Raw genomic sequence first — 19,740 nt, forward strand, 5'->3', positions numbered from 1 at the left:
AGCTTGGACAAAGCATAAAAAGAAAGAGGGGTGAGCTTCGTTTCTTTATCTAGGTGCTCAGCTTGAGCTGATCTAAATACGGTAGAAGTATTTTTGCATTCAGGGTTTGTGCAACTGTATCCCATATTAACTATTGTCATTACACCATCAAGGGTGGAAATAGTTTTCTTTGAAACTGTATGACGATATTCCAACTTAGACTGGCAAGATGGACAGTTTATAAACTTAGGTCAAAATATTTAACTTCATCAGCAACTAAACGATTTTTTGAACGCATCATTTTATGATTTTATATCTCTAATTTATCATAAACCATAGTGATTACGCTGGTTTAGCCGTTTAAGAAAAAAAACTAAATTAATCTTCTAACTAACATAAAACTTTCCGCAAATGGTACACCAACTGTTGAGCCTCTAAGCTTTGCCAATGCTTCAATGATTTCAAGTGTTCGAGGATGAGGGGGATGTTTTAGTTGTGATTGATAACAGTTCATTGCTTCTTTCTTTAAGTCGATAAATTTCGAGATATCACTCCATACATTTGGCATATAGGCATTGTCTACTGTGGGAAGATTCCATTCTGTTTCTGAAAGGGTTTCATATGCATAAATATTCTCCACCTTAATGCCATTAATTGGTCTTAATGCCACCATTGCACTGTGAGAGACAACAGTATGGTCCATATGCATATCACCTTTATGAGGAATAAATGCAATGTTTGGTCGAATATCTTCCACAACTTTTAAAAATTCAGCATTAATTTTCACTAAAGGAGTTTCTCTTAAAGTCACAATGGGAAAATCTAAAAAGATCGTTTCCTTAACACCTAATAGTTGATGAGCAGCTAATGCTTCTGAACGTTCTTCTTTGACCTCTTCATCTGTATTACTTTTAGTGACCTCACAAATAAACACTTCATGACCTTGTGCTGCATACTTCGCAATCGTACCGCCAACACCTAATACCTCATCATCATTGTGTGGTGCAAATACCAACACCTTCATCTATTCACCTCTGATTGTTTCTTAACTTTCCAAGGGAAATATCACTTAAATTTATAGCCCGCTCTCATTTGCACATCATCAATATTCTCAAACTCGGTAACTCGAAGTAACCCACCTTTACAAACAATATCGATATAGTCGTTCGTAATTTGTGCAATTTGCCCCGGTATCCCGACATATTTTTTATTTTCCAAATAATCCGCTCGCCAAAAGATCAATTTATGCTGTCCATTATAATGAGAAAAAGCACCTGGGTATGGTTTTGAAACCGCCCTTATTAATCGTTGAATTGCCTCTACAGGTTCTTGCCAATCGATTCGTCCATCTTCAGGTGTTCTCTTTAGTAGATAGGTCGCTTCTTCCTCATTCTGTTTAACCGATGTAACGGTTCCATCCAACATCTGAGGTAGCACCCGATGCATCATGCGTTGAAGCGCTTCATTACTCTTATCTTGAACATCGATTGCATAATCAGAATCTTCAATTACATACGCTTCCTGTGCCACAATATCGCCAGAGTCCATGCCTTCATCTATAAAAAATAGAGAGCATTTTGTTTCTCGTACGCCTAATAAGACTTGCCAAACTAAAGCGGCTCTTCCTCTGAATTTTGGAAGGGGAGTGGGATGAAATCCGATTGTACCAATTCTTGCAGCATGAATAATTTCTGGTTTTATGAGTTGAGACAATCCGACCACAAAAATATAATCTGGATGGTGATCAGTAATCTCTTTCACATAGAGATCTTCGTTTATATTTTTAAACTTCCGAAATGGAATGTGATGAGCTTCGGCCAACTCATGAATTGGCTCATATCCAGAAACATTTTTTGAATATTTTTCATCCAGTGAAAATACGAGATCCACCGGAAAGTTCAGTCTAATCATTTCTTCAAGTACCACTTTACTTGAATCAACAGAGCCAATTAGGATTGACTTCATTTCCATCTCCTTACCGTTATAAAACAATTTAATCGTCGAATTGCGCTCCTAGAATTAACCTCTTTTATATTTCTCTTCACCAAATAAAACAATCGCGACCGTTTTACAGATGATTTTAACATCGAGTAAAATGGAATAATTTTGAATATATGAAAGATCATATTTAATTCGTTGTTCCCACGATATAGAATTGTTTCCGTTCACTTGGGCAAGACCTGTCATTCCTGGTTTCATCTGAAGGCGTTGCATCTGAATCGGTGTATATTCCTCCACTTGTATTTGAACTGTTGGTCTAGGTCCTACTAAACTCATCTCTCCTACCAAAACATTGACAAGCTGCGGAAGTTCGTCTATTTTTGTCCTTCTTAAAAATTTTCCTAATGCAGTAATTCGATTTTCATCCTTTGAAAAATCTAAATTTCTCTCTGCTTCCACGTCAACCTTCATCGTTCGGAATTTAAATATATGGAAGTCTACCCCGCTTTTCCCCACCCTTTCTTGCTTAAAAAAAACGGGACCAGGCATCGTGATTTTCATAAGCAAGACAATCACAACAATCAATGGTGATAACAATAGCAATCCTAAACCACTACCAACTAGATCGATCAGTCTTTTAAAAAACAGGTTCAGATTACTGACTGTGTACATATTCCACAGCTCCTTCATCTTCGTTCCAAACCACTGAATTCTCAACATCTAGTTACTAATAATCTTGATTTCGTTGTATTTCATCATCCGAATACGTTCTTCGTACCGACCAATGACATTTTCATTCACTTGATTGTGTAAATTATGGACGATCATCTTCGGTATGTTGACACCACTTTCATAGGCATGCGGGTAACCTCCACCAAAACGTGGATTCACTTCCGAAATGATATATTCCCCATTTACTTTAAAAATGTCGATGTCAATGATTCCTCTAAAACCAACCACTTTCACAAAATCTTTAATGAGATCAAACAGTTTTTCATCTTTGATAGAAATGGATTTATCCGTTTCTCCTGCTCTCATCGCAAGCTTTTCTTTTGTAAAAATGGCGACGGGTTCACCTGAATGGAGATCTATATACACATCCGCGCCGATTTCAACCCCATCTATAAATTCCTGAATCATCATATTCTTATAGTTTTTAAATAATAATTCAACTTCCTCTTTTGATGTCACTTTATTGATATTGATACTTGCGCTGCCCTTTACTGGTTTAACAAATACGGGAAAGTCTACAACCCCAGCATCCACATTTCGATAAAATTCTTCTTTATTAATATAGCTTTTGATTGAATGAAAACCGTTTTTTACTAGAAATGTATTCAGCGAAAACTTATCAAAGCACATCTCAACGATTTCTAAATCAGACACAATCGGGATGGTGCCTACGTTTAAAAATTCTTCTCGATGTTTCGATAACAAACTGATTTCCGGGTCGATTAACGTAAACACAGCCTTGACATCATTATTTTTACATATTGCTAGAATCGTACTTAAATAATCTTGATGATCAATCCTTGGAACGATAAAGTACTGGTCCGCATCATAAAGTGCTGGTGCGAGAGGACTAAAATCTGTCGCGTAGACCTTGCCGATTCCTTCAAGCTCTTTTTTGAAGTATTGAACGATTTTATTCCTAGTTCCACAACTAAGAATCAATATGTTCATTTGAAAAGCTCCTCTCATTTCTTTTGAGCGCCAATTTCCGGTTTATGAGCGCCTTTTCCTCGGTTATGAGCACGTCGCACGTATCTATGTGAACTTTCCCCCCGTTATGAGCGCGCCTTCCTCCTCCAAATTGCCAAAGAAATATCTTCACAAATAATGATCAGCTGTCCATTTTTCACGAGCTTCCATCATCACGCCATCTTTCTCGACATAGACAGCAGGAAAGAACTTAATAAATAACGGAGATAGACTCATGGAATACGCGCCAACTTTTTCATAAATGATTTGATCCCCAACCAAAACTTGAGGAGCGTCTTCTAGCACCATGATTCGGTCATCCTCCATGCAGGTAAATCCAGAGATGACTTGTTTGTCGATAAGCTTTCTATCCTCACTATTCTTATACTGAACCCTAAAAAACTTGATCCCCTTATTTTTCAGTGGATTGATATTAATGTGACTACCATCCGTTGTGACAAAATGATTCGCACTCGTTTGTTTCACATCAACGACACTTGTGACAAAACTAAATGGAGAGGAAACAATCGACGTTCCTGGTTCTACGATTAATACCACTTCCTCTTTGTTAAACACTTTGCTTAATTCAGAAGAAATGACTTCGATATATTCATCAAACTGGGGTTTATCTTTCAGCCCTCCAAAGAACCCCCCACCAACATCAATGTATTTTAGCCCGAAGAGTGAATATTTTTGTGTGATTTCACAAGCTATTTTCGAAATCGCTCGATAGATATTTAAACTTCTCGTCTTTGTGCTGCAATGTAGATGCAGGCCTGTTAAGCTGATCGTTGTTAGCGCATTGACAGTATCAATCGCTTTCTTTAAATCCCCATTTTCATAACAAAACCCGAATCGTCCACCCTCTACTCCCATAACGGTTTCATTCGGACAGGCACGCTCCAAATCAAAGTTCACGCGAATGCCAACCTCAAAAATTTCCCCACTAGATTGATCCAACTCCCTAAGCCAATCTAGCTCCCTTAGCGAATCAACATTCACAATACATCCATTTCTGATGGCTTCGATAAACGTTTCTTTTGATTTGGCGACTCCGTTATAAATGATTTTATCTTTTTCATACCCCAGCTTCTTCGCTAATTCATATTCATCGTCTGAAACTACTTCTGCATAGATTCCGCGCTCTTTAAAGTAATTCAATAACCAAGGTAAGCCGTTCGTTTTGAATGAATAACCGATGATTGAGTGATCCCAATGTTTCCGAAGTGCGTCTTTCAGCTGATTGAGGTTTGAATCTAATTCGTTTTCATCGATTAAAAAATATGGTGTTTCTAAGTGATCATGCGTCAACCTTTGATTTTTCACCAGTTTCCACCCTTTGATGTTATTCACCTATTACATGTTCTTCGTGATTTCGACGATTACTTACGATAAAAATACAAATCATGAGGATTAATTGATACACACTTGAAATGAAAATCCCTATACAAAAGCCCATTAACCCATAAAATTGATACAAGACAAACGCACAAACAGTATAGACAATCACATTTGATCCATTAATAATCAACTGCCAATTAATATGGTTAAATTTCAGAATAAAAGGTTGGATGACCGAACTAATCACACCGACAATAGCCGTTGCGGTTGTAATATAAATATATTTTAACGACTCATTTGCCCAATCAGGATATAAAAAACCGAGAACAAACGGACTGACCCAAATCGTCAAAACATATCCAATGATGCCAACAATCCCTGTCAGTAGCAAAATCGAACCAAATGTTTTGTGATTAAATTTTTCTAGTCTCGCTATATAACTCAAAATCACCCCATTAATCGGCGTGATGGCCATGGACATGATTTTACCGATGATGGTCGCCGTATAATAAATCGATACCGCACCTGGGCCAAGTAAGGGAAAAATTAATAGTTTATCTGCATAATTTAATATGTTTGTTAATAGAGAAGAGCCTAGGAGGACGATGCTTTTATAAGTAGTGGAGTTAAATAGATCTGTGAGCACAACTGGTTCTTTCAACAGGGTTGAATTTTTAATGATATAGAGAACACTAAATCCGTATCCAAAAATAAAGATGAATTGCCAGTATCCCATCCAATTAAATAAAAGAGTGCCCAAAATATAGCCAATGGTTAAGATTACATTATTGATCACAATCTTTTTATAATTTAACTGTAGCCGAAAACTGACGCCTAAATATTCTCTTAATAAATTTAAACAGGAGATGAGGATGATTAAACCGATACTGATGAATGAAAATTTACCTTCATAATAGATCGTTCCAATGATCATCATGATCGTGCTTAACACGATACTGCTGATTAATAAAATATTGAAATCACCGGAAATTCGCTTTTTACTATATTCTTTATCTACTAATAATCGGATATTGTTTAACACATTGCCGAACGGAAAACTCAATACAGTAAAGAGACTGATTAATGTAACGACCAAACCGTATTGGTCTTCACCTAATTGCTTCCCAATAATCGGTAGTGTAACTAATTGAAGAATAATGATTGGTATGGCTGTCGCGACAATATTTAATAGTGAATCAATCAGAAACTTTTTCTTACTCAAATGGTGTACTCCCTACTAAATATTGATGTACCAAAACGGCTTTCTAGCTTGTCGCCACGAAGTCAATGCCCCACTTAACCTTTTTTGTGTGTACACACAAGACTAACGTGTTCGATGGCAGATGGTTTACGTATTATAGACTCTCATATAAACGAATTAATTTTTGTTCTTCGATACTCCAATTGTATTTTTCTTTAACTGCTAAACGGCCATTTTTCCCCATTTCTTTTGCAATGTCAGGATTTTTCAATAAATACAAAATAGCCTCTGCGATTTCATCAACATTTTCGGGGTCAACTGGGATGCCAAATTTGTATCTTTTCAATTCTTCCCTGGCATATGGATAATCGGTTATAATGACGGGCAATCCCATCGCCATATATTCATAGACTTTTGTTGCAAAATGATCGCCTTTGTTATATTGGCCAACATTTAAAACTGTACATAGACCAATCCTACTTTTTCGCAAAATATCCGTTACTTCTTCTCGATTTACATGCCTTCTATAATCCACACACGCAAACTCTTTCATTCCACGAACGTCTTGAAGATAACGATCAGGGGATAAGACGCCCCCCAATATCAAGTTAACCTTCGCTTTATAGGCAGCTTGAATGTTATACGTGATACCTCGATCATGGGTTAGCGTGCCAATATGACAAATCGTATTCTTTAGTTTTTCTTCCTTTTCATTAAAACGATCGTACAATTCGTGTAACATGGGAAAATTATCGATAAATGCCGTTTTTTTCGCCCGGTTTTCAAAAGGATTTTTCAAACTATACGTACATGGAAAGACGACCGCATCAATTCGGTTAATCGAATAGGTTTCATACATGAAATATATTTTTGCGATGACCTTCCGTAAAAACTTTGGAATATATTCTTTTTCTTTAATTTGCATCGGATAATTTTCGTGGGAATCAAAGATAACTTTCTTTCCTCGTTTTTTTAACTTATTCCCGATTGGCATTAATTCAGGATCATGATAATGATAGATATCGGCATCTACTTCCACCGCTTTTTTAAATATCTTTTTCTTGGAGTTCAACATCCGATCAAGTCGGCTCTTTGGCTTAAAATTGGTCGAGATGATCTTTACCTGATCCACTGTTTCATTAGGTAATTGATCATTTACAATTAAGGAGACATCATAGCCATGACTTGCTAATGATTTACATTCCTTTTCAAATATGCGAATATCATAACGTTCATGAGCACTCGTCATATGACATACTTTTTTGATGATGGTCCCTCCAATATCCGTTCATTCATATTCCACTATTTGTCTCGTCTATAAGTTGCTCTTCTTGATATAGTCTGAAACCACTTTTGCTACAAGTTCTACATCCGTTTCCTTCAAATATGGATGCATTGGTAACGACAAAACACAATCACAAAGCTCGTTAGTAACTTGAAAATCTTCTTCATTAAATTGTAAATGTACAAATGCTTTCTGTTTATGCATTGGATTCACGTAATACACGATACTTGGAATCCCGTTCTTATTGAGATGTTGTTGTAACTGATCCCGTTGTTCCCTACTCTTAAGCTTAATAGTATACTGGGCAAAGCTAGAAAAAAATCCATCGGGGATGGCAGGTGTATCAACCATTCCGCTCAATTTTTCATTATAAAGTTGATAAATTCGGTTTACGTCATCCAATTCATGCTGGATGAGCGCGTCAAGCTTGACTTGTAAAATGGCTGCTTGGATCGTATCAAGTCGCGAATTCAACCCAATGCGAATATTGTCGTACTTACTTTCGCCTTTTCCATGAACCTTCAAAGACTTTAACAACTCTGCTAATTCATCATCATCCGTAAAAATTGCCCCACCATCTCCATAACAACCTAAAGGCTTCGCTGGGAAGAAAGAAGTTGTTGCGGCATCACCAAAACTGCATGCTCGTTTCCCATGAATATTGCCCCCAAAGCCTTGGGCAGCGTCTTCTAAAACTAATAAATTATACTTCTTTGCGATCCGTTCAATTTCAAGATGATCTGCAGGTAATCCAAATAAATCAACGGGAATAATCACTTTTGGTGTGACTTTCCCTTCTTTCAACGTTTTAACAATGGCCTTCTCTAGTTGCGTTGGATCCATGTTAAAGGTATCTTTACATACATCGACAAACACTGGTGTTGCACCACAGTACGAAACGACTTCTCCAGTTGAGAAGAAAGTTAAATCCGGAACAAATATTGCATCGCCTTCCCCAATTCCCCACGCCATCAGCACGAGAGTCATCGCTTCTGTTCCATTCGCACACGTGATGCAATGCTTAACACCTACATAATTAGCTAATCTTTTTTCGAGTTCCTTTACCTCTCTTCCTTCGATATAATTGGAATGAAACAGAACACTTTGAATCGCTGAATCGATTTCATGTTTATAGGTCTGATATTGAGCCTGTAAATCTCGAAATTGCATAGCCACTCTCCAATCTACACATAATCCACCCGGAAAACCCAATACGTCCGTAACCCTAGAAGACTTTATAAATATTATGGTAAGGCATTTGCTCAGCACCAAATTGTCTGAAAAACTGCTCAATATTTTTCTTCATGCTTCCTTCAAAATCAAACTTCCGATTCAACCGACTCGCTAATTTAATTCCCTCATAAATGAGCAAAGTTAATGATTGATTGTTTCGATAGTCAGGATTTGAACCGGACAATAAATAATAAACCGTCTCGTCATCCCAAACAAAATAAGCTGCGGCATGAATTTGATGTTGTTCATCCGAACAATAATATATTCTCCTAGCATTTCTTTGTTCACATGCTTCATCAATTCTCGAAACCGTTTCAAATGAATACGGGATCTCTATGTTTTGCCTCTCAAACGTCAGTTTATTTAAATGATAGAATTCATGGATTCCAAGACCTTCATAAACCTGCAAAGTTTTCTCGGCTTTTCTTATATTCTTTCGTATATTGGAATTGAAATTTTGATAGACTTCATCAAGATTAGAAGTATGGTGTATGACATACGTATACCTTGTTGTTTGCGAGTACCCACGCCAGAAAAAAGGTAACCAGTTCGTCACAGAATAATGAAAGTATTGTTGGTATTTTGTTAACCCCAGTTTCTCGATTTCATCTATGATGGTAGTCATCATGTTTTTTTCATACGTCAGTTTTCTTTCGTATTTTTGATCTGGAGGATAACGCATCCAAATACCATTCGTTTGGGTTAATGTTGCTTTTCGAATTTCTTTCACATTACTGGACTGTTGGAGATAGTATGGCAAGGACGCACGGATTTCGCCGTTTTCTTCAATTAAGATGACATCCCAATCATTTGGACAAACCGCATCCATCCACCAGCCTTTTGAAAATAACGGAATGGTTGTTTCCTGCTCGCTGAATTGCCGATATTTTTCCAAGTCAGTCATGGCCCTGCCCACTTTCACTGACTCGATGAAACAAATTAATAAAATCCAATGTACTTGCCTTTTGAAGCGGTAGTTGGACACTTTTCTTTTCAGCTGCTGACTTATAAATGGCAAGAACGAGTTCCAATGCTCTTCTGCCATCCTCAGCCGTCACATACGGTTCACGGTCCTGCTCAATCGCCTCAATAACGTCTGCATAGAGTGGCGTATGACCGAAGCCATAAACGGTTGGGGGATTTTCGTGATACTTGGCTTTTACTTCCTCTGAATCATCCAATTGATCCGCAAACAGCCATTCTTCAATAATATTCACCGATTTCCCACCAATTTTGACGGTACCTTGATCCCCGAACACATAGAGTGTTTCCTCAAAATTTTGAGGATAGATGTTTGTTGTTCCTTCGATGACACCAAAACTACCGTTTGCAAATCGAACTAACGCAATCCCGAGATCTTCTGCCTCGATAAATGGATGCTTTAAATTATCCGTCATTCCGACAACTTCTATGATGTCGTCACCCATCATCCAACGCAAAAGATCAATATTATGAATACATTGATTCATGAGCGCGCCACCGTCTTGCTGCCACGTTCCACGCCAAGGCGCTTGGATGTAGTAATCCTTCCCACGGTTCCAACGAATATGAGCGGTACCGTGAAGTAGTCTACCAAAACGACTTGCCTCTACTGCTTCTCTTAATTTTTGAACCGATTTATTAAACCGATTTTGATGGCACGCGCTGACCTTTACATTTTTCGCCTTTGCCTTTTCAATGATTTGATCGGCTTCTTCTAAAGAAAGCGCGATGGGTTTTTCGATAATCAAATGGCTTCCCACATCGATACAATCCAATGCAATTTGCCCATGTTTCCCGCTTTCTGTACAAATCGCCACTAAATCAGGTTTCTCGATTGCGAGCATTTCTCTATAATCTTTATATTTTTTTACTCCATTTAATAGATGAAATGTTGAAATGGTATGCTCCATTTTCGCTTCCTCAAGATCACAAATGGCAACAATCTCTAGCTTGTTTTGAATGGCCGCGGCGATATGATTTGGTGAAATTCTCCCGCAACCTATGATGGCAAAACGTAAGCTCGTCATTTTCCACCCTCTTGTTTTCTAATGTTTTTTCCAGGCACTCCGACAATCACCGCATTGTCCTCCACATCTTTGACAACAACCGCACCTAATCCGATTAAACTATTCTCGCCGATAGTCACTTGATTTCGAACCGTTGCTGCAGGAGAGATAAAGACGTTTTTCTTGATCAGCACACTTCCAGAGATATTGACTAACGCGGCGATCATTGCATGATCTCCAATGATGACATTATGGGCGATATGACAAAGGTTGTTAATTTTGACATGATTCCCGATTACCACGTCCCCTAAGGTTCCTCGGTCAATACATGTATTCGCCCCAATTTCAACATCTTCACCAATAATCACACCACCAAAATGGGGAACTCTTACATTGATTCCATCCTTATTTTCAAAATAGCCAAACCCATCTGTACCGATTACCACACCTGAACGAATGATTGTATCTGTCCCAATCGTGACCTTTCCTTGAATCGAAACATTATTTTCGATTCGTACATTATCTGAAATCACAACTTCTGGCCCAATATAACAATGGTGACCAATGTAAACCTGTTTACCGATACTCCTCGCTTCAACAACCGATGTTGCACTAATAAATTCAACCTTCGTCTCTTCATGAAAAAATTGATTGAGTATCGTAAAGTACACGGCTTTTGGATTGTCACAAAAAATAAAGTTTGCCTTCTCAAAAGAACTTGTATCAAATTTTAGTGAGACAATGAGCGAATTTGTAATGTCTTTTCCCATAATGGCTTGCATTTTTTTCTCGTCTTTAATCCATGAAATTAAATTGGCAGCAATATTTTCAATGGAAACATAGCGATGAATCGTGAGTTCTGAATCACCGATAAATGTGTAGGGCAATTCTTTAGTGTCTAAAAAGTCTGTGATATCTTTTATACGAATCACCCTGTTATCTCCTTCCAATCAATCACTTGATCTAATGCGGTGAAATTGTCATACATAAAATCATATCGTTCACTAATCGATTGTTTGAGGAAGTCCTTTAACTTAACTTCCATTGTTTCAATTTCAGTAGAATACCAGAAAGGATGGGTCAGAATGTGCAGCTTTTCATATTTTCCAGATTCAATTGTTTCAATCGGGTCTTCCCGCCAATTCATTCTTGAATCTGAAACATACTTCATACTTTTAAAATATTTGGAGGAATAGGAGTTAATCAGTTTGTGGAATTGTATATCATTTTCTAGTACGAGTTTAGAAGGTCGATGCATGGAAACGACGTTTATGTCAGTATTAAGTAACTTACCGAGAACTTCTGCTTCCAATTCAACAGATTTCTGCATATCTTCAATGGTGTGAATCTTATATCGTTTTTCATCGAAATGAAGTCCGATTTCGTGTCCTAACGACTCGATTTGTTTTAGCTTTTCGAAGGATTCTTTTGAAAAGACGTTATAAAAATTTGTCGATAATAGGATGAAATAAGTTGATTTCACGGCTAAGTCCTGTTCGATTCTGGCCATTTCAAGAGCTTTATCAAGTGAGAAATCAACATCGTGCCTGATGATGACCGATTTTTTGACAGTTTCACTTTCGCGATACAAGCAAAAGTAATACCCCTTGTGCCTTAATAAATCCAGCAGCTTGATGTAGGCTTTTATTGTAAACTCCATTTCGTCTCCCCTTACAACAATTCGATTTTTTCTCGATTCAAAACATTCTGCATGGCATTTTTCGTATCAAAGATTGCCTTCGCATGTTGCTGAACGAAATCATAATCTACCTTTGTATGGGCAGTTGTGATCATTACTAAATCAGCACTTTCAATAAGCTCCGCAGTTAATTTTGATTCACCTTTTTTGATCACACCGTGTTCATCACGATATTCTGAAATATAAGGATCATAATAGATCACATCAGCAGCGTTTTTTTCTAATACTTCGATAACTCGAATCGCTGGGCTTTCTCGATAATCTTCAATATCCTGTTTATACGCGACACCAAGGACTAAAATGCGTGATGCACTTAACGCCTTTTTCGATTTGTTTAAAATTTTACTTGCTCGTTCCACACAGTATTCCGGCATTCGGTCATTGATCATCATGGAAGACTCAATCATGGATGTGTGAAACCCATATTCACGCGCTTTCCATGATAAATAATAGGGATCTAGTGGAATACAATGGCCCCCTAAACCGGGCCCTGGGTAAAAGGCCTGAAATCCATAGGGTTTCGTTGCAGCAGCATCGACCACTTCCCAGAAATTAATACCCATTCTGTTACAAAGAATGGCTAATTCATTGACGAGGCCAATATTGATATTTCTGTAGATGTTCTCTAAGATTTTTTCCATTTCTGCAATCGCAGGTGATGAAACCCGATAAATCGGTGCTTCTAAAATGCTCTCATATAAACTCGCTGCGATTTCCGTACATTTTACAGTGATTCCCCCTACCACTTTTGGGGTATTTTTCGTTTTATAGCGTAAATTCCCCGGATCAACTCGTTCAGGCGAAAACGCAAGATAGAAATCAACCCCACATTTCAGACCCGTTGATTCAAAAATCGGCTTCAGGAGTTCTTCTGTAGTACCGGGATAGGTTGTAGATTCTAAAACGATTAACATTCCTTTATGCATATATGGAACAATACTTTCTGCCGAAGCTTTCACATAACTAATATCCGGTTGCTTATAGAGGTCTAACGGTGTCGGCACACAAATACAGACACAATCGGCCTGTGCAACCTGTGCAAAATCTGAGGTGGCGGTAAGGTAGCCGGATTGTACGATTTGTTCAAGGTCTTCGTTCACAACATCTCCAATGTAGTTGATACCGGAATTTACCATTACTACTTTAGAATCTTGTATATCGAATCCGATTGTCCGGTACCCTGCTTTTGCCTTCTCCACAGCAAGAGGAAGACCAACATAACCTAACCCTATGACCCCCAGTGTTGCTGTCTTATTAAGTAATTTTTCCTTTATAGTCTCCATTTTTCCACCCATCATTTTTTTTTTGAGCTTGCCATCAAGTCTTTTCGTGTCCGTTAACCACGGAATTAGTTAGCCATATAACAAAAATTGCAAATAATATTCCATGAGTTAAAAGACTAGTAAATAGGGCTGCATCAACTAGTGCAGTTCCAGGAATGATAATAATTCCAGTTGATAAAACTAATGGAGTATTTTTTGACACACTATCTAATATTTTTAATACTCCCCCTAAGATCAACATAAAAAGTGGAATTCCAATTATTCCGAAATTCAAATAAGCATCCCCGAATATACCTACGTTAGGGCTAAAGTCTCTACCAAATACTTTTTGTGCTACTAAATAAACTGGATTAGTACCAAATGGATTATCAATGATAAAAGAAAGGAAAGATGCGGACAACTTAAATTTCGTCATGTTCTCATAAAAATCAAAATATAAAAAATGTAACTGTGCAGGAACATAAAATAACCTTCTTAAAAAGAGCGATAATATATTTGGGTTATTAGAAATACTGTACAAAATATATAAAATACTTAGTGAAAATATTAAGGCAGATGTGATAAAAAATAATATATTGTTCTGATAACCTTTTTTAAAGAAATAATAAATTCCAAAAATAAGAATAGGCGCAAAAAGATAACTCTTATGTCCTGTCATCGCAAAAATTGAAATTTGTAATATTAACGAAATAACGACTAATATTCTATTTTTCCTGATCAATCCATAAATCAACAAGAACAAATTTGTTATATGCGTTTGCCAAGGCAATAAATAAACCATTAACCAATTATCACTACTAGCGTTAAATTCTTCTCTAGTTGAATAAACATCTGAAAGATTAAAATTTATTCTTTGTAGACCACCAGTAACGATTAAAAAAACATAAACAATCATGGTTAAGAAAAATAATATTAAAAATGATAAATTTTTTCCCTCTTTTAAAGTAGGAAGTTTTAGCATTGGGGTTTTTACTAGAATATAAAAAAGTAATAAAAATGACAGTGAAATGGTTAGAAAAAATTCTCGTGAATGATCCTGTAACCAATAAAGTGATGAAATAGGTAAAAATAAATTGATAAACAGTACATATACTACAATTTTGCTTGGATAACTTAGATTTTCTAATTTAATTATAAAAATACTTAAGATGAAAACTACTAGGTAAGATTCGAATAATTTAAAGCTTGATATCTTAATAGTAAACCCTTCATATTCAAATACTGGATTTACAAATAAAAAGTAACCGTATTCCAATAGCATTTTAAAAACGATTATCACGAATAGTGTATATAGATATTTTTTTTTAAATGTAATATTAATAATAGACAGATCACATCCTCACATAGATCTGTATTTAAGGAAAATTCTCCACCTAAAAATTTTGGTGATGTAAAATCATTGATGAAGTAATCCTTCCAGAATTCTTATCCATTTTTCCTTTATAGAGCCCATCCTGACCACCAATCTATAAAATTATAGTAACTGTTCAAGCTTTCTAGTTAACACTTTAAAATCATAGTCTTGTGCGGCTTTTAATGCATTTTGACTATAAATTGCAACTTCATCCTGAGGCATATTAGACAGGTTAATAATGGCTTCCGCAAGCTGATTCGTACTAGCATTATCGATCACAATGCCACATTGATATTTTTGAATGAGATCGTACCCATATTCACAACCTGAAAGCGTTGGTTTCCCACTTGCAAAGTATTCAAACATTTTATTCACACTCGTACCAAACCGTTTGAGCCCGTTTTTTGAAAAAAGCTGAACAATATTTAAATCGGACTTACTGAGAACATACGGGATATGATTTTTATCGACAAACCCTTTAAATTGAATGTTTTTAATTCCATGTTCGACACAATATTTTTCTAAATTCTCTTTCTCTGTTCCTCGCCCATAAACTAAAAACTTTATATGATTAACACCTTTTTGCTGGATGATGTCTGCAATTTCTACAACTCGATCTACATTGTTTGCCTTCCGAATCGATCCTGTGTACACAACCTTAAACAGTTTGGGGTTGTTTAAATCAGGATCCACTACTATATAACGCTTTAGATTTTCAGTGAAACGCTCTAAATCAACACCATTATTAATGTGATGCACTTTCGTTAAATCAATCGGTCCGCCGCGTTCTTTGTTCCACCCTCGTTCAATTATGTAATCTTTCCCACCCTCCATCGTAAAAATCAATTTGTCACATTTTTTATAAATCCATCTTTCCCCACGATATAGCAGATTGACGACTAAGCTATTTCTTTTTATCGAGCCATATTCGATTAAGGACTCAGGCCATAGATCCCGCACTTCACAAACACAAGGAATGCCAAACTTTTTCGCGAGTTTAATGCCCGCTATTAAAGTTAGCGGATGAACACTTGAAGCGAGGATCACATCAGGCTTCCCGTGAATTTTTGCAACCTCTTTTGCGACGGGGAACAGATTTCGATAGAATACGATCATGTTTTTAATTCGTTGTTTGCCATTTCCAACGTAACTAGGTGTTTTGATAAAAACATAGGGAATGCCATTTACTTCATTTGTTTTGTATTTTTTACTTCCTGTATCAATATTCTCGTCTGTATTATGAAGAGTGCTTGCACAAAAAATGGTAGCTTGATGTCCTTGGCGGATTAAGTTTTCAGCAAACCAAAAATGCCGTCCCCCTAGGTCTTTAAACGTATCGGTGGCATAATGGTTGAAGATCCAAATGTTCTTTTTCAATTTTTTGAAGCTCCCCACAATTTTTTGATTTCGTCCGCGACTCTTCCCAAGTCCTCATCGGTCATTTTTGTATCAGATGGCAAACAGACACCATTTTCAAATAACTTTTCTGATACATTGGCTCCTATAAAATCGTATTTCGCGAAGTATGGTTGCAAGTGCATCGGCTTCCAAATTGGCCTTGATTCAATGTTTTCTTTTTCAAGAGCTTTCATAATGTCTAGTGGACGAACTTTTCCGTTTAGGGTCAAGGCAGTTAACCAATAGTTCGGTTCATTCCAATCGTGAATGGGCATAAACTCCACACCATCCAGGCCGCTTAACTCTTTTTGATAAAATTCAAAAATGTATTTTTTCTTGGCCACTCGTTGTTCTAGCACTCTCAGCTGACCTCGACCAATCCCGGCAACGACATTACTCATCCGGTAATTAAATCCTATTTCGCTATGCTGATAGTGCCTTGCTGGATCTCGACTTTGTGTAGCCCAGAATCGAACCTTGGCAATCCTCTCTGTATTGTCCGAAACTATCATCCCGCCGCCTGAAGAAGTAATAATTTTGTTCCCATTAAAAGAAAAAACACCATAGTCTCCAAAAGTCCCAGTATGCGTACCTTTGTAGTATGTTCCAAGCGATTCAGCCGCATCTTCTATCAACGCAACCTGATGTTTTTTGCAAAGCCGGGCGATCGGGTCCATATTCGCCGATAGCCCATATAAATGTACGACTATGACGGCTTTCACCTTCGGATATTTCTGGAACGCTTCTTCTAATGCGGTAGGACTCATATTCCACGTTTCAGCATCACTATCAATAAAAATTGGAGTGGCATTTTGATAAATGATGGGATTGGCCGTCGCCGAAAAAGTTAACGACTGACAGAAAACAATATCTCCTTGCTCGACGCCAGCTGCTTTTAGAGCTAAATGAAGAGCTGCAGTTCCTGATGAAAGGGCCGCTGCAGATGTACTTCCCACTTTTTCTGCCAGCTCTTTCTCAAACTGATCTACATTTGCCCCGAGAGGTGAAATCCAATTCGTATCAAAAGCCTCTTGAATAAATGCCATCTCAAACCCCTCATCACTCATATGGGGCGATGAAAGGTAGATTTTCTCTGCCTTTGGATTTGGTTGAGAATTCCCATCAATCTTCCATTTTTCATTCAGGAGATCTGACAAAATATTCCTTCTTTCTAATCGTTATAGGTATTGCATTTTTTGTGTTTTCGCGTTGGGTGAAGTTGCTAGGCGCGAACATGATGAACATTCATGAGATGAACGGCTTTTTGCTTTGGGCTGCGGAATGGTCTTCATACCATCGATGAAGACCATTTCGCTTGTAATCTAACAGAGTTTTGTTCTTCATAATCTCGATGAACCATTTTGCTTGTGCACTCACCAGGAATTGGTATTCATTACCTCAAATGAGGACCATCCCACTTGTGATCTGACCGAATTTGGTCCTTCATCCCATGTAAAAGTAAATTTTTCCGATAAAATAACCATGTTAAAAGAAACAGAGACTTCCAAAAATCCTTCGACCACTCGACTAACGCTTTAACTCAACCATCTTGCCACTTCCCATTCGCCATTTCAATCACTCGTCGCTTTAGCTCAGCAATCTCAAGTCCCTGAATTTCGGCCAAAAATGCCATCAACAAGTTTTCTTCTGGCGAATACGCTTTCCCTACATGAATATTGGGATAGACATGTTCTTCCTGAATTTCTTCGGCATTCAACAATTCTTCAAACATTTTTTCACCGGGACGAATGCCCGTAAATTCAATGGCGATTTCCTCTTCTTTGAATCCCGATAATCGAATTAAGTTCTTTGCGATATCCACGATCTTAATTGGTTCTCCCATATCTAACACAAACACTTCGCCGCCCCGCGCTAGGACACCCGCCTGTAACACAAGTCGAGATGCTTCTGGAATCGTCATAAAATAACGCGTCATCTCAGGATGTGTTACGGTGACAGGCCCACCTGCAGCAATTTGCGCTCTAAATCTTGGTATAACGCTCCCACGTGAACCAAGGACATTCCCAAAACGAACTGCTGCTAAGTTTGTTTGACTCGTTCTTGCTAAATTTTGAATAAGCATTTCGGCAATTCGTTTGGTTGACCCCATGACATTCGTTGGATTAACGGCTTTATCGGTCGAAATAAAGACAAAGTTCGATACTCCATATCTACTTGCAGCGTGTGCGACATTCATAGTCCCAAAAATATTGTTCTTAACTGCTTCTCTCGGATTGAATTCCATTAAGGGAACGTGTTTATGTGCAGCAGCATGATAAATGACATCTGGCCGATAGTGTTCGACAATTTCAAAAATCCGCTCTCGATCTTGAACATCCGCAATAATCGGAATAAATTCAATCGCACCATATTCCGCTTTTTCCGACAACTCCATGTGTATGGTATAAATGGAGTTTTCTCCGTGTCCTAATAAAAGGATTTGTTTGGGATGAAACTGCGCGACTTGTCGACAAATTTCAGACCCGATTGAGCCACCTGCGCCTGTCACAAGGATTATTTTCTTTGATAACTTATCCGAGAGCGTTGGCAGGTCAAGTGTCACTTCTTCTCGACCAAGTAAATCTTCAATTTTAATCGGTCGAACATCATTGACTGCTACTTTACCTAACATCACATCTTCAATTTTCGGCATCGTTTTGATTTTTACATTCAAATTGACACAGCGATTATAAATATCCTGAATCCCTAATTTACCTAGTGAGGGAATCGCTAAGATGATGACATCAATTTGTTTTTCTTGGACAATACGCGAAATGTCTTTAGTGGTCCCATATACCTTTACGTCCATCACCCGTAGTTTTTGTTTGTATGGATTATCGTCAACGATCGCAACCACATCATATTCATGGGATTGCTTTCTCTTCATATTGCGAATAAGCATCATTCCCGCTTCTCCCGCACCGACAATTAGTACCCTCTTTAATTGTCCTCTATGTTTAAAAGAAGTTCGATCATTGATAAGGCGCAAACAAAAACGCGATCCACCGATTAATATCATCAGTAATAGCCAAGTAATGACATGTTCACGAAAATACACTTCACCGATGATAATAAAATGAATCACACTTTTTAACGTGACAGCAAAGGTTACCCCGTAAGTGATCGCCAACAACTCTCGAATGGAAGCGGCTCTCCAAATGCGACTATCCAATTGAAAAAAATAAGACATAATCTGATAGCTAATGACCAGGACCAATGCATCCAGCACTAAATTGGATGAGGCTCTCATTAACCAATAACTAATACAAATTGCAATTAGAACTAGACATGAGTCAAAGATTAAAAATATCGCGTATCTCAAAGGGTAATTCAATTT

The 19,740-nt window shown here is 37.5% G+C and carries 17 protein-coding genes; all 17 read right to left on the reverse strand.

The window, feature by feature from the left end:
* Positions 1-352 precede the first annotated feature (352 nt).
* The 17 genes from MHB48_RS14895 to MHB48_RS14975 all read right to left on the reverse strand — a co-directional run bounded on the left by MHB48_RS14895 (position 353) and on the right by MHB48_RS14975 (position 19,737).
* The gene (locus tag MHB48_RS14895; RefSeq protein ID WP_342598751.1) at positions 353-1,003 is read right to left on the reverse strand and encodes a PIG-L deacetylase family protein; all 651 of its coding nucleotides are present in this window, start codon (positions 1,001-1,003) and stop codon (positions 353-355) included.
* Positions 1,004-1,044: 41 nt separating this feature from the next.
* Positions 1,045-1,944 carry a methionyl-tRNA formyltransferase gene (locus MHB48_RS14900; protein WP_342598752.1) on the reverse strand — a complete coding sequence of 300 codons (900 nt, stop codon included), beginning with the start codon at positions 1,942-1,944 and terminating at the stop codon, positions 1,045-1,047.
* Positions 1,945-1,998: 54 nt separating this feature from the next.
* Complete coding sequence (locus tag MHB48_RS14905; protein ID WP_342598753.1) at positions 1,999-2,592, reverse strand: sugar transferase; 594 nt, start codon at positions 2,590-2,592, stop codon at positions 1,999-2,001.
* A 48-nt stretch (positions 2,593-2,640) separates the two neighbouring features.
* Positions 2,641-3,603, reverse strand: coding sequence for an ATP-grasp domain-containing protein (locus MHB48_RS14910; protein ID WP_342598754.1), 963 nt, complete (start codon positions 3,601-3,603; stop codon positions 2,641-2,643).
* Positions 3,604-3,750: 147 nt separating this feature from the next.
* Positions 3,751-4,947 carry a pyridoxal-dependent decarboxylase gene (locus tag MHB48_RS14915; protein WP_342598755.1) on the reverse strand — a complete coding sequence of 399 codons (1,197 nt, stop codon included), beginning with the start codon at positions 4,945-4,947 and terminating at the stop codon, positions 3,751-3,753.
* Between the two features lie 19 nt (positions 4,948-4,966).
* The gene (locus MHB48_RS14920) at positions 4,967-6,184 is read right to left on the reverse strand and encodes a hypothetical protein (protein ID WP_342598756.1); all 1,218 of its coding nucleotides are present in this window, start codon (positions 6,182-6,184) and stop codon (positions 4,967-4,969) included.
* A 133-nt stretch (positions 6,185-6,317) separates the two neighbouring features.
* Positions 6,318-7,412, reverse strand: a complete 1,095-nt coding sequence (locus MHB48_RS14925; RefSeq protein WP_342598757.1) for a glycosyltransferase family 4 protein — start codon at positions 7,410-7,412, stop codon at positions 6,318-6,320.
* A 66-nt stretch (positions 7,413-7,478) separates the two neighbouring features.
* A complete protein-coding gene (locus MHB48_RS14930) occupies positions 7,479-8,618 on the reverse strand; it encodes a DegT/DnrJ/EryC1/StrS family aminotransferase (RefSeq protein WP_342598758.1) in 1,140 nt (379 codons plus the stop codon).
* Between the two features lie 55 nt (positions 8,619-8,673).
* A complete protein-coding gene (locus MHB48_RS14935; RefSeq protein ID WP_342598759.1) occupies positions 8,674-9,585 on the reverse strand; it encodes a GNAT family N-acetyltransferase in 912 nt (303 codons plus the stop codon).
* Positions 9,578-10,690 carry a Gfo/Idh/MocA family oxidoreductase gene (locus MHB48_RS14940; RefSeq protein ID WP_342598760.1) on the reverse strand — a complete coding sequence of 371 codons (1,113 nt, stop codon included), beginning with the start codon at positions 10,688-10,690 and terminating at the stop codon, positions 9,578-9,580. The genes MHB48_RS14935 and MHB48_RS14940 overlap by 8 nt, the downstream gene beginning before the upstream one ends.
* Positions 10,687-11,601: a UDP-3-O-(3-hydroxymyristoyl)glucosamine N-acyltransferase gene (locus tag MHB48_RS14945; protein WP_342598761.1), complete on the reverse strand. Its 915-nt coding sequence runs from the start codon at positions 11,599-11,601 to the stop codon at positions 10,687-10,689. Before MHB48_RS14945 ends, MHB48_RS14940 begins: the two co-directional genes overlap by 4 nt.
* Positions 11,598-12,329 carry a hypothetical protein gene (locus tag MHB48_RS14950; protein WP_342598762.1) on the reverse strand — a complete coding sequence of 244 codons (732 nt, stop codon included), beginning with the start codon at positions 12,327-12,329 and terminating at the stop codon, positions 11,598-11,600. The genes MHB48_RS14945 and MHB48_RS14950 overlap by 4 nt, the downstream gene beginning before the upstream one ends.
* Positions 12,330-12,340: 11 nt before the next feature.
* Positions 12,341-13,651, reverse strand: coding sequence for a nucleotide sugar dehydrogenase (locus MHB48_RS14955; protein WP_342598763.1), 1,311 nt, complete (start codon positions 13,649-13,651; stop codon positions 12,341-12,343).
* A 34-nt stretch (positions 13,652-13,685) separates the two neighbouring features.
* Complete coding sequence (locus tag MHB48_RS14960; RefSeq protein ID WP_342598764.1) at positions 13,686-14,912, reverse strand: O-antigen polymerase; 1,227 nt, start codon at positions 14,910-14,912, stop codon at positions 13,686-13,688.
* Positions 14,913-15,125: 213 nt separating this feature from the next.
* The gene (locus tag MHB48_RS14965; RefSeq protein WP_342598765.1) at positions 15,126-16,382 is read right to left on the reverse strand and encodes a glycosyltransferase family 4 protein; all 1,257 of its coding nucleotides are present in this window, start codon (positions 16,380-16,382) and stop codon (positions 15,126-15,128) included.
* Positions 16,379-17,470 (reverse strand): DegT/DnrJ/EryC1/StrS family aminotransferase, encoded by a 1,092-nt coding sequence (locus tag MHB48_RS14970; protein ID WP_342601399.1) that lies wholly within the window; start codon positions 17,468-17,470, stop codon positions 16,379-16,381. The genes MHB48_RS14965 and MHB48_RS14970 overlap by 4 nt, the downstream gene beginning before the upstream one ends.
* Before the next feature lie 473 nt (positions 17,471-17,943).
* Positions 17,944-19,737 (reverse strand): nucleoside-diphosphate sugar epimerase/dehydratase, encoded by a 1,794-nt coding sequence (locus MHB48_RS14975; protein ID WP_342598766.1) that lies wholly within the window; start codon positions 19,735-19,737, stop codon positions 17,944-17,946.
* Positions 19,738-19,740: the final 3 nt, after the last annotated feature.

The organism is Psychrobacillus sp. FSL H8-0483, assembly GCF_038637725.1.
Classification (GTDB): domain Bacteria; phylum Bacillota; class Bacilli; order Bacillales_A; family Planococcaceae; genus Psychrobacillus.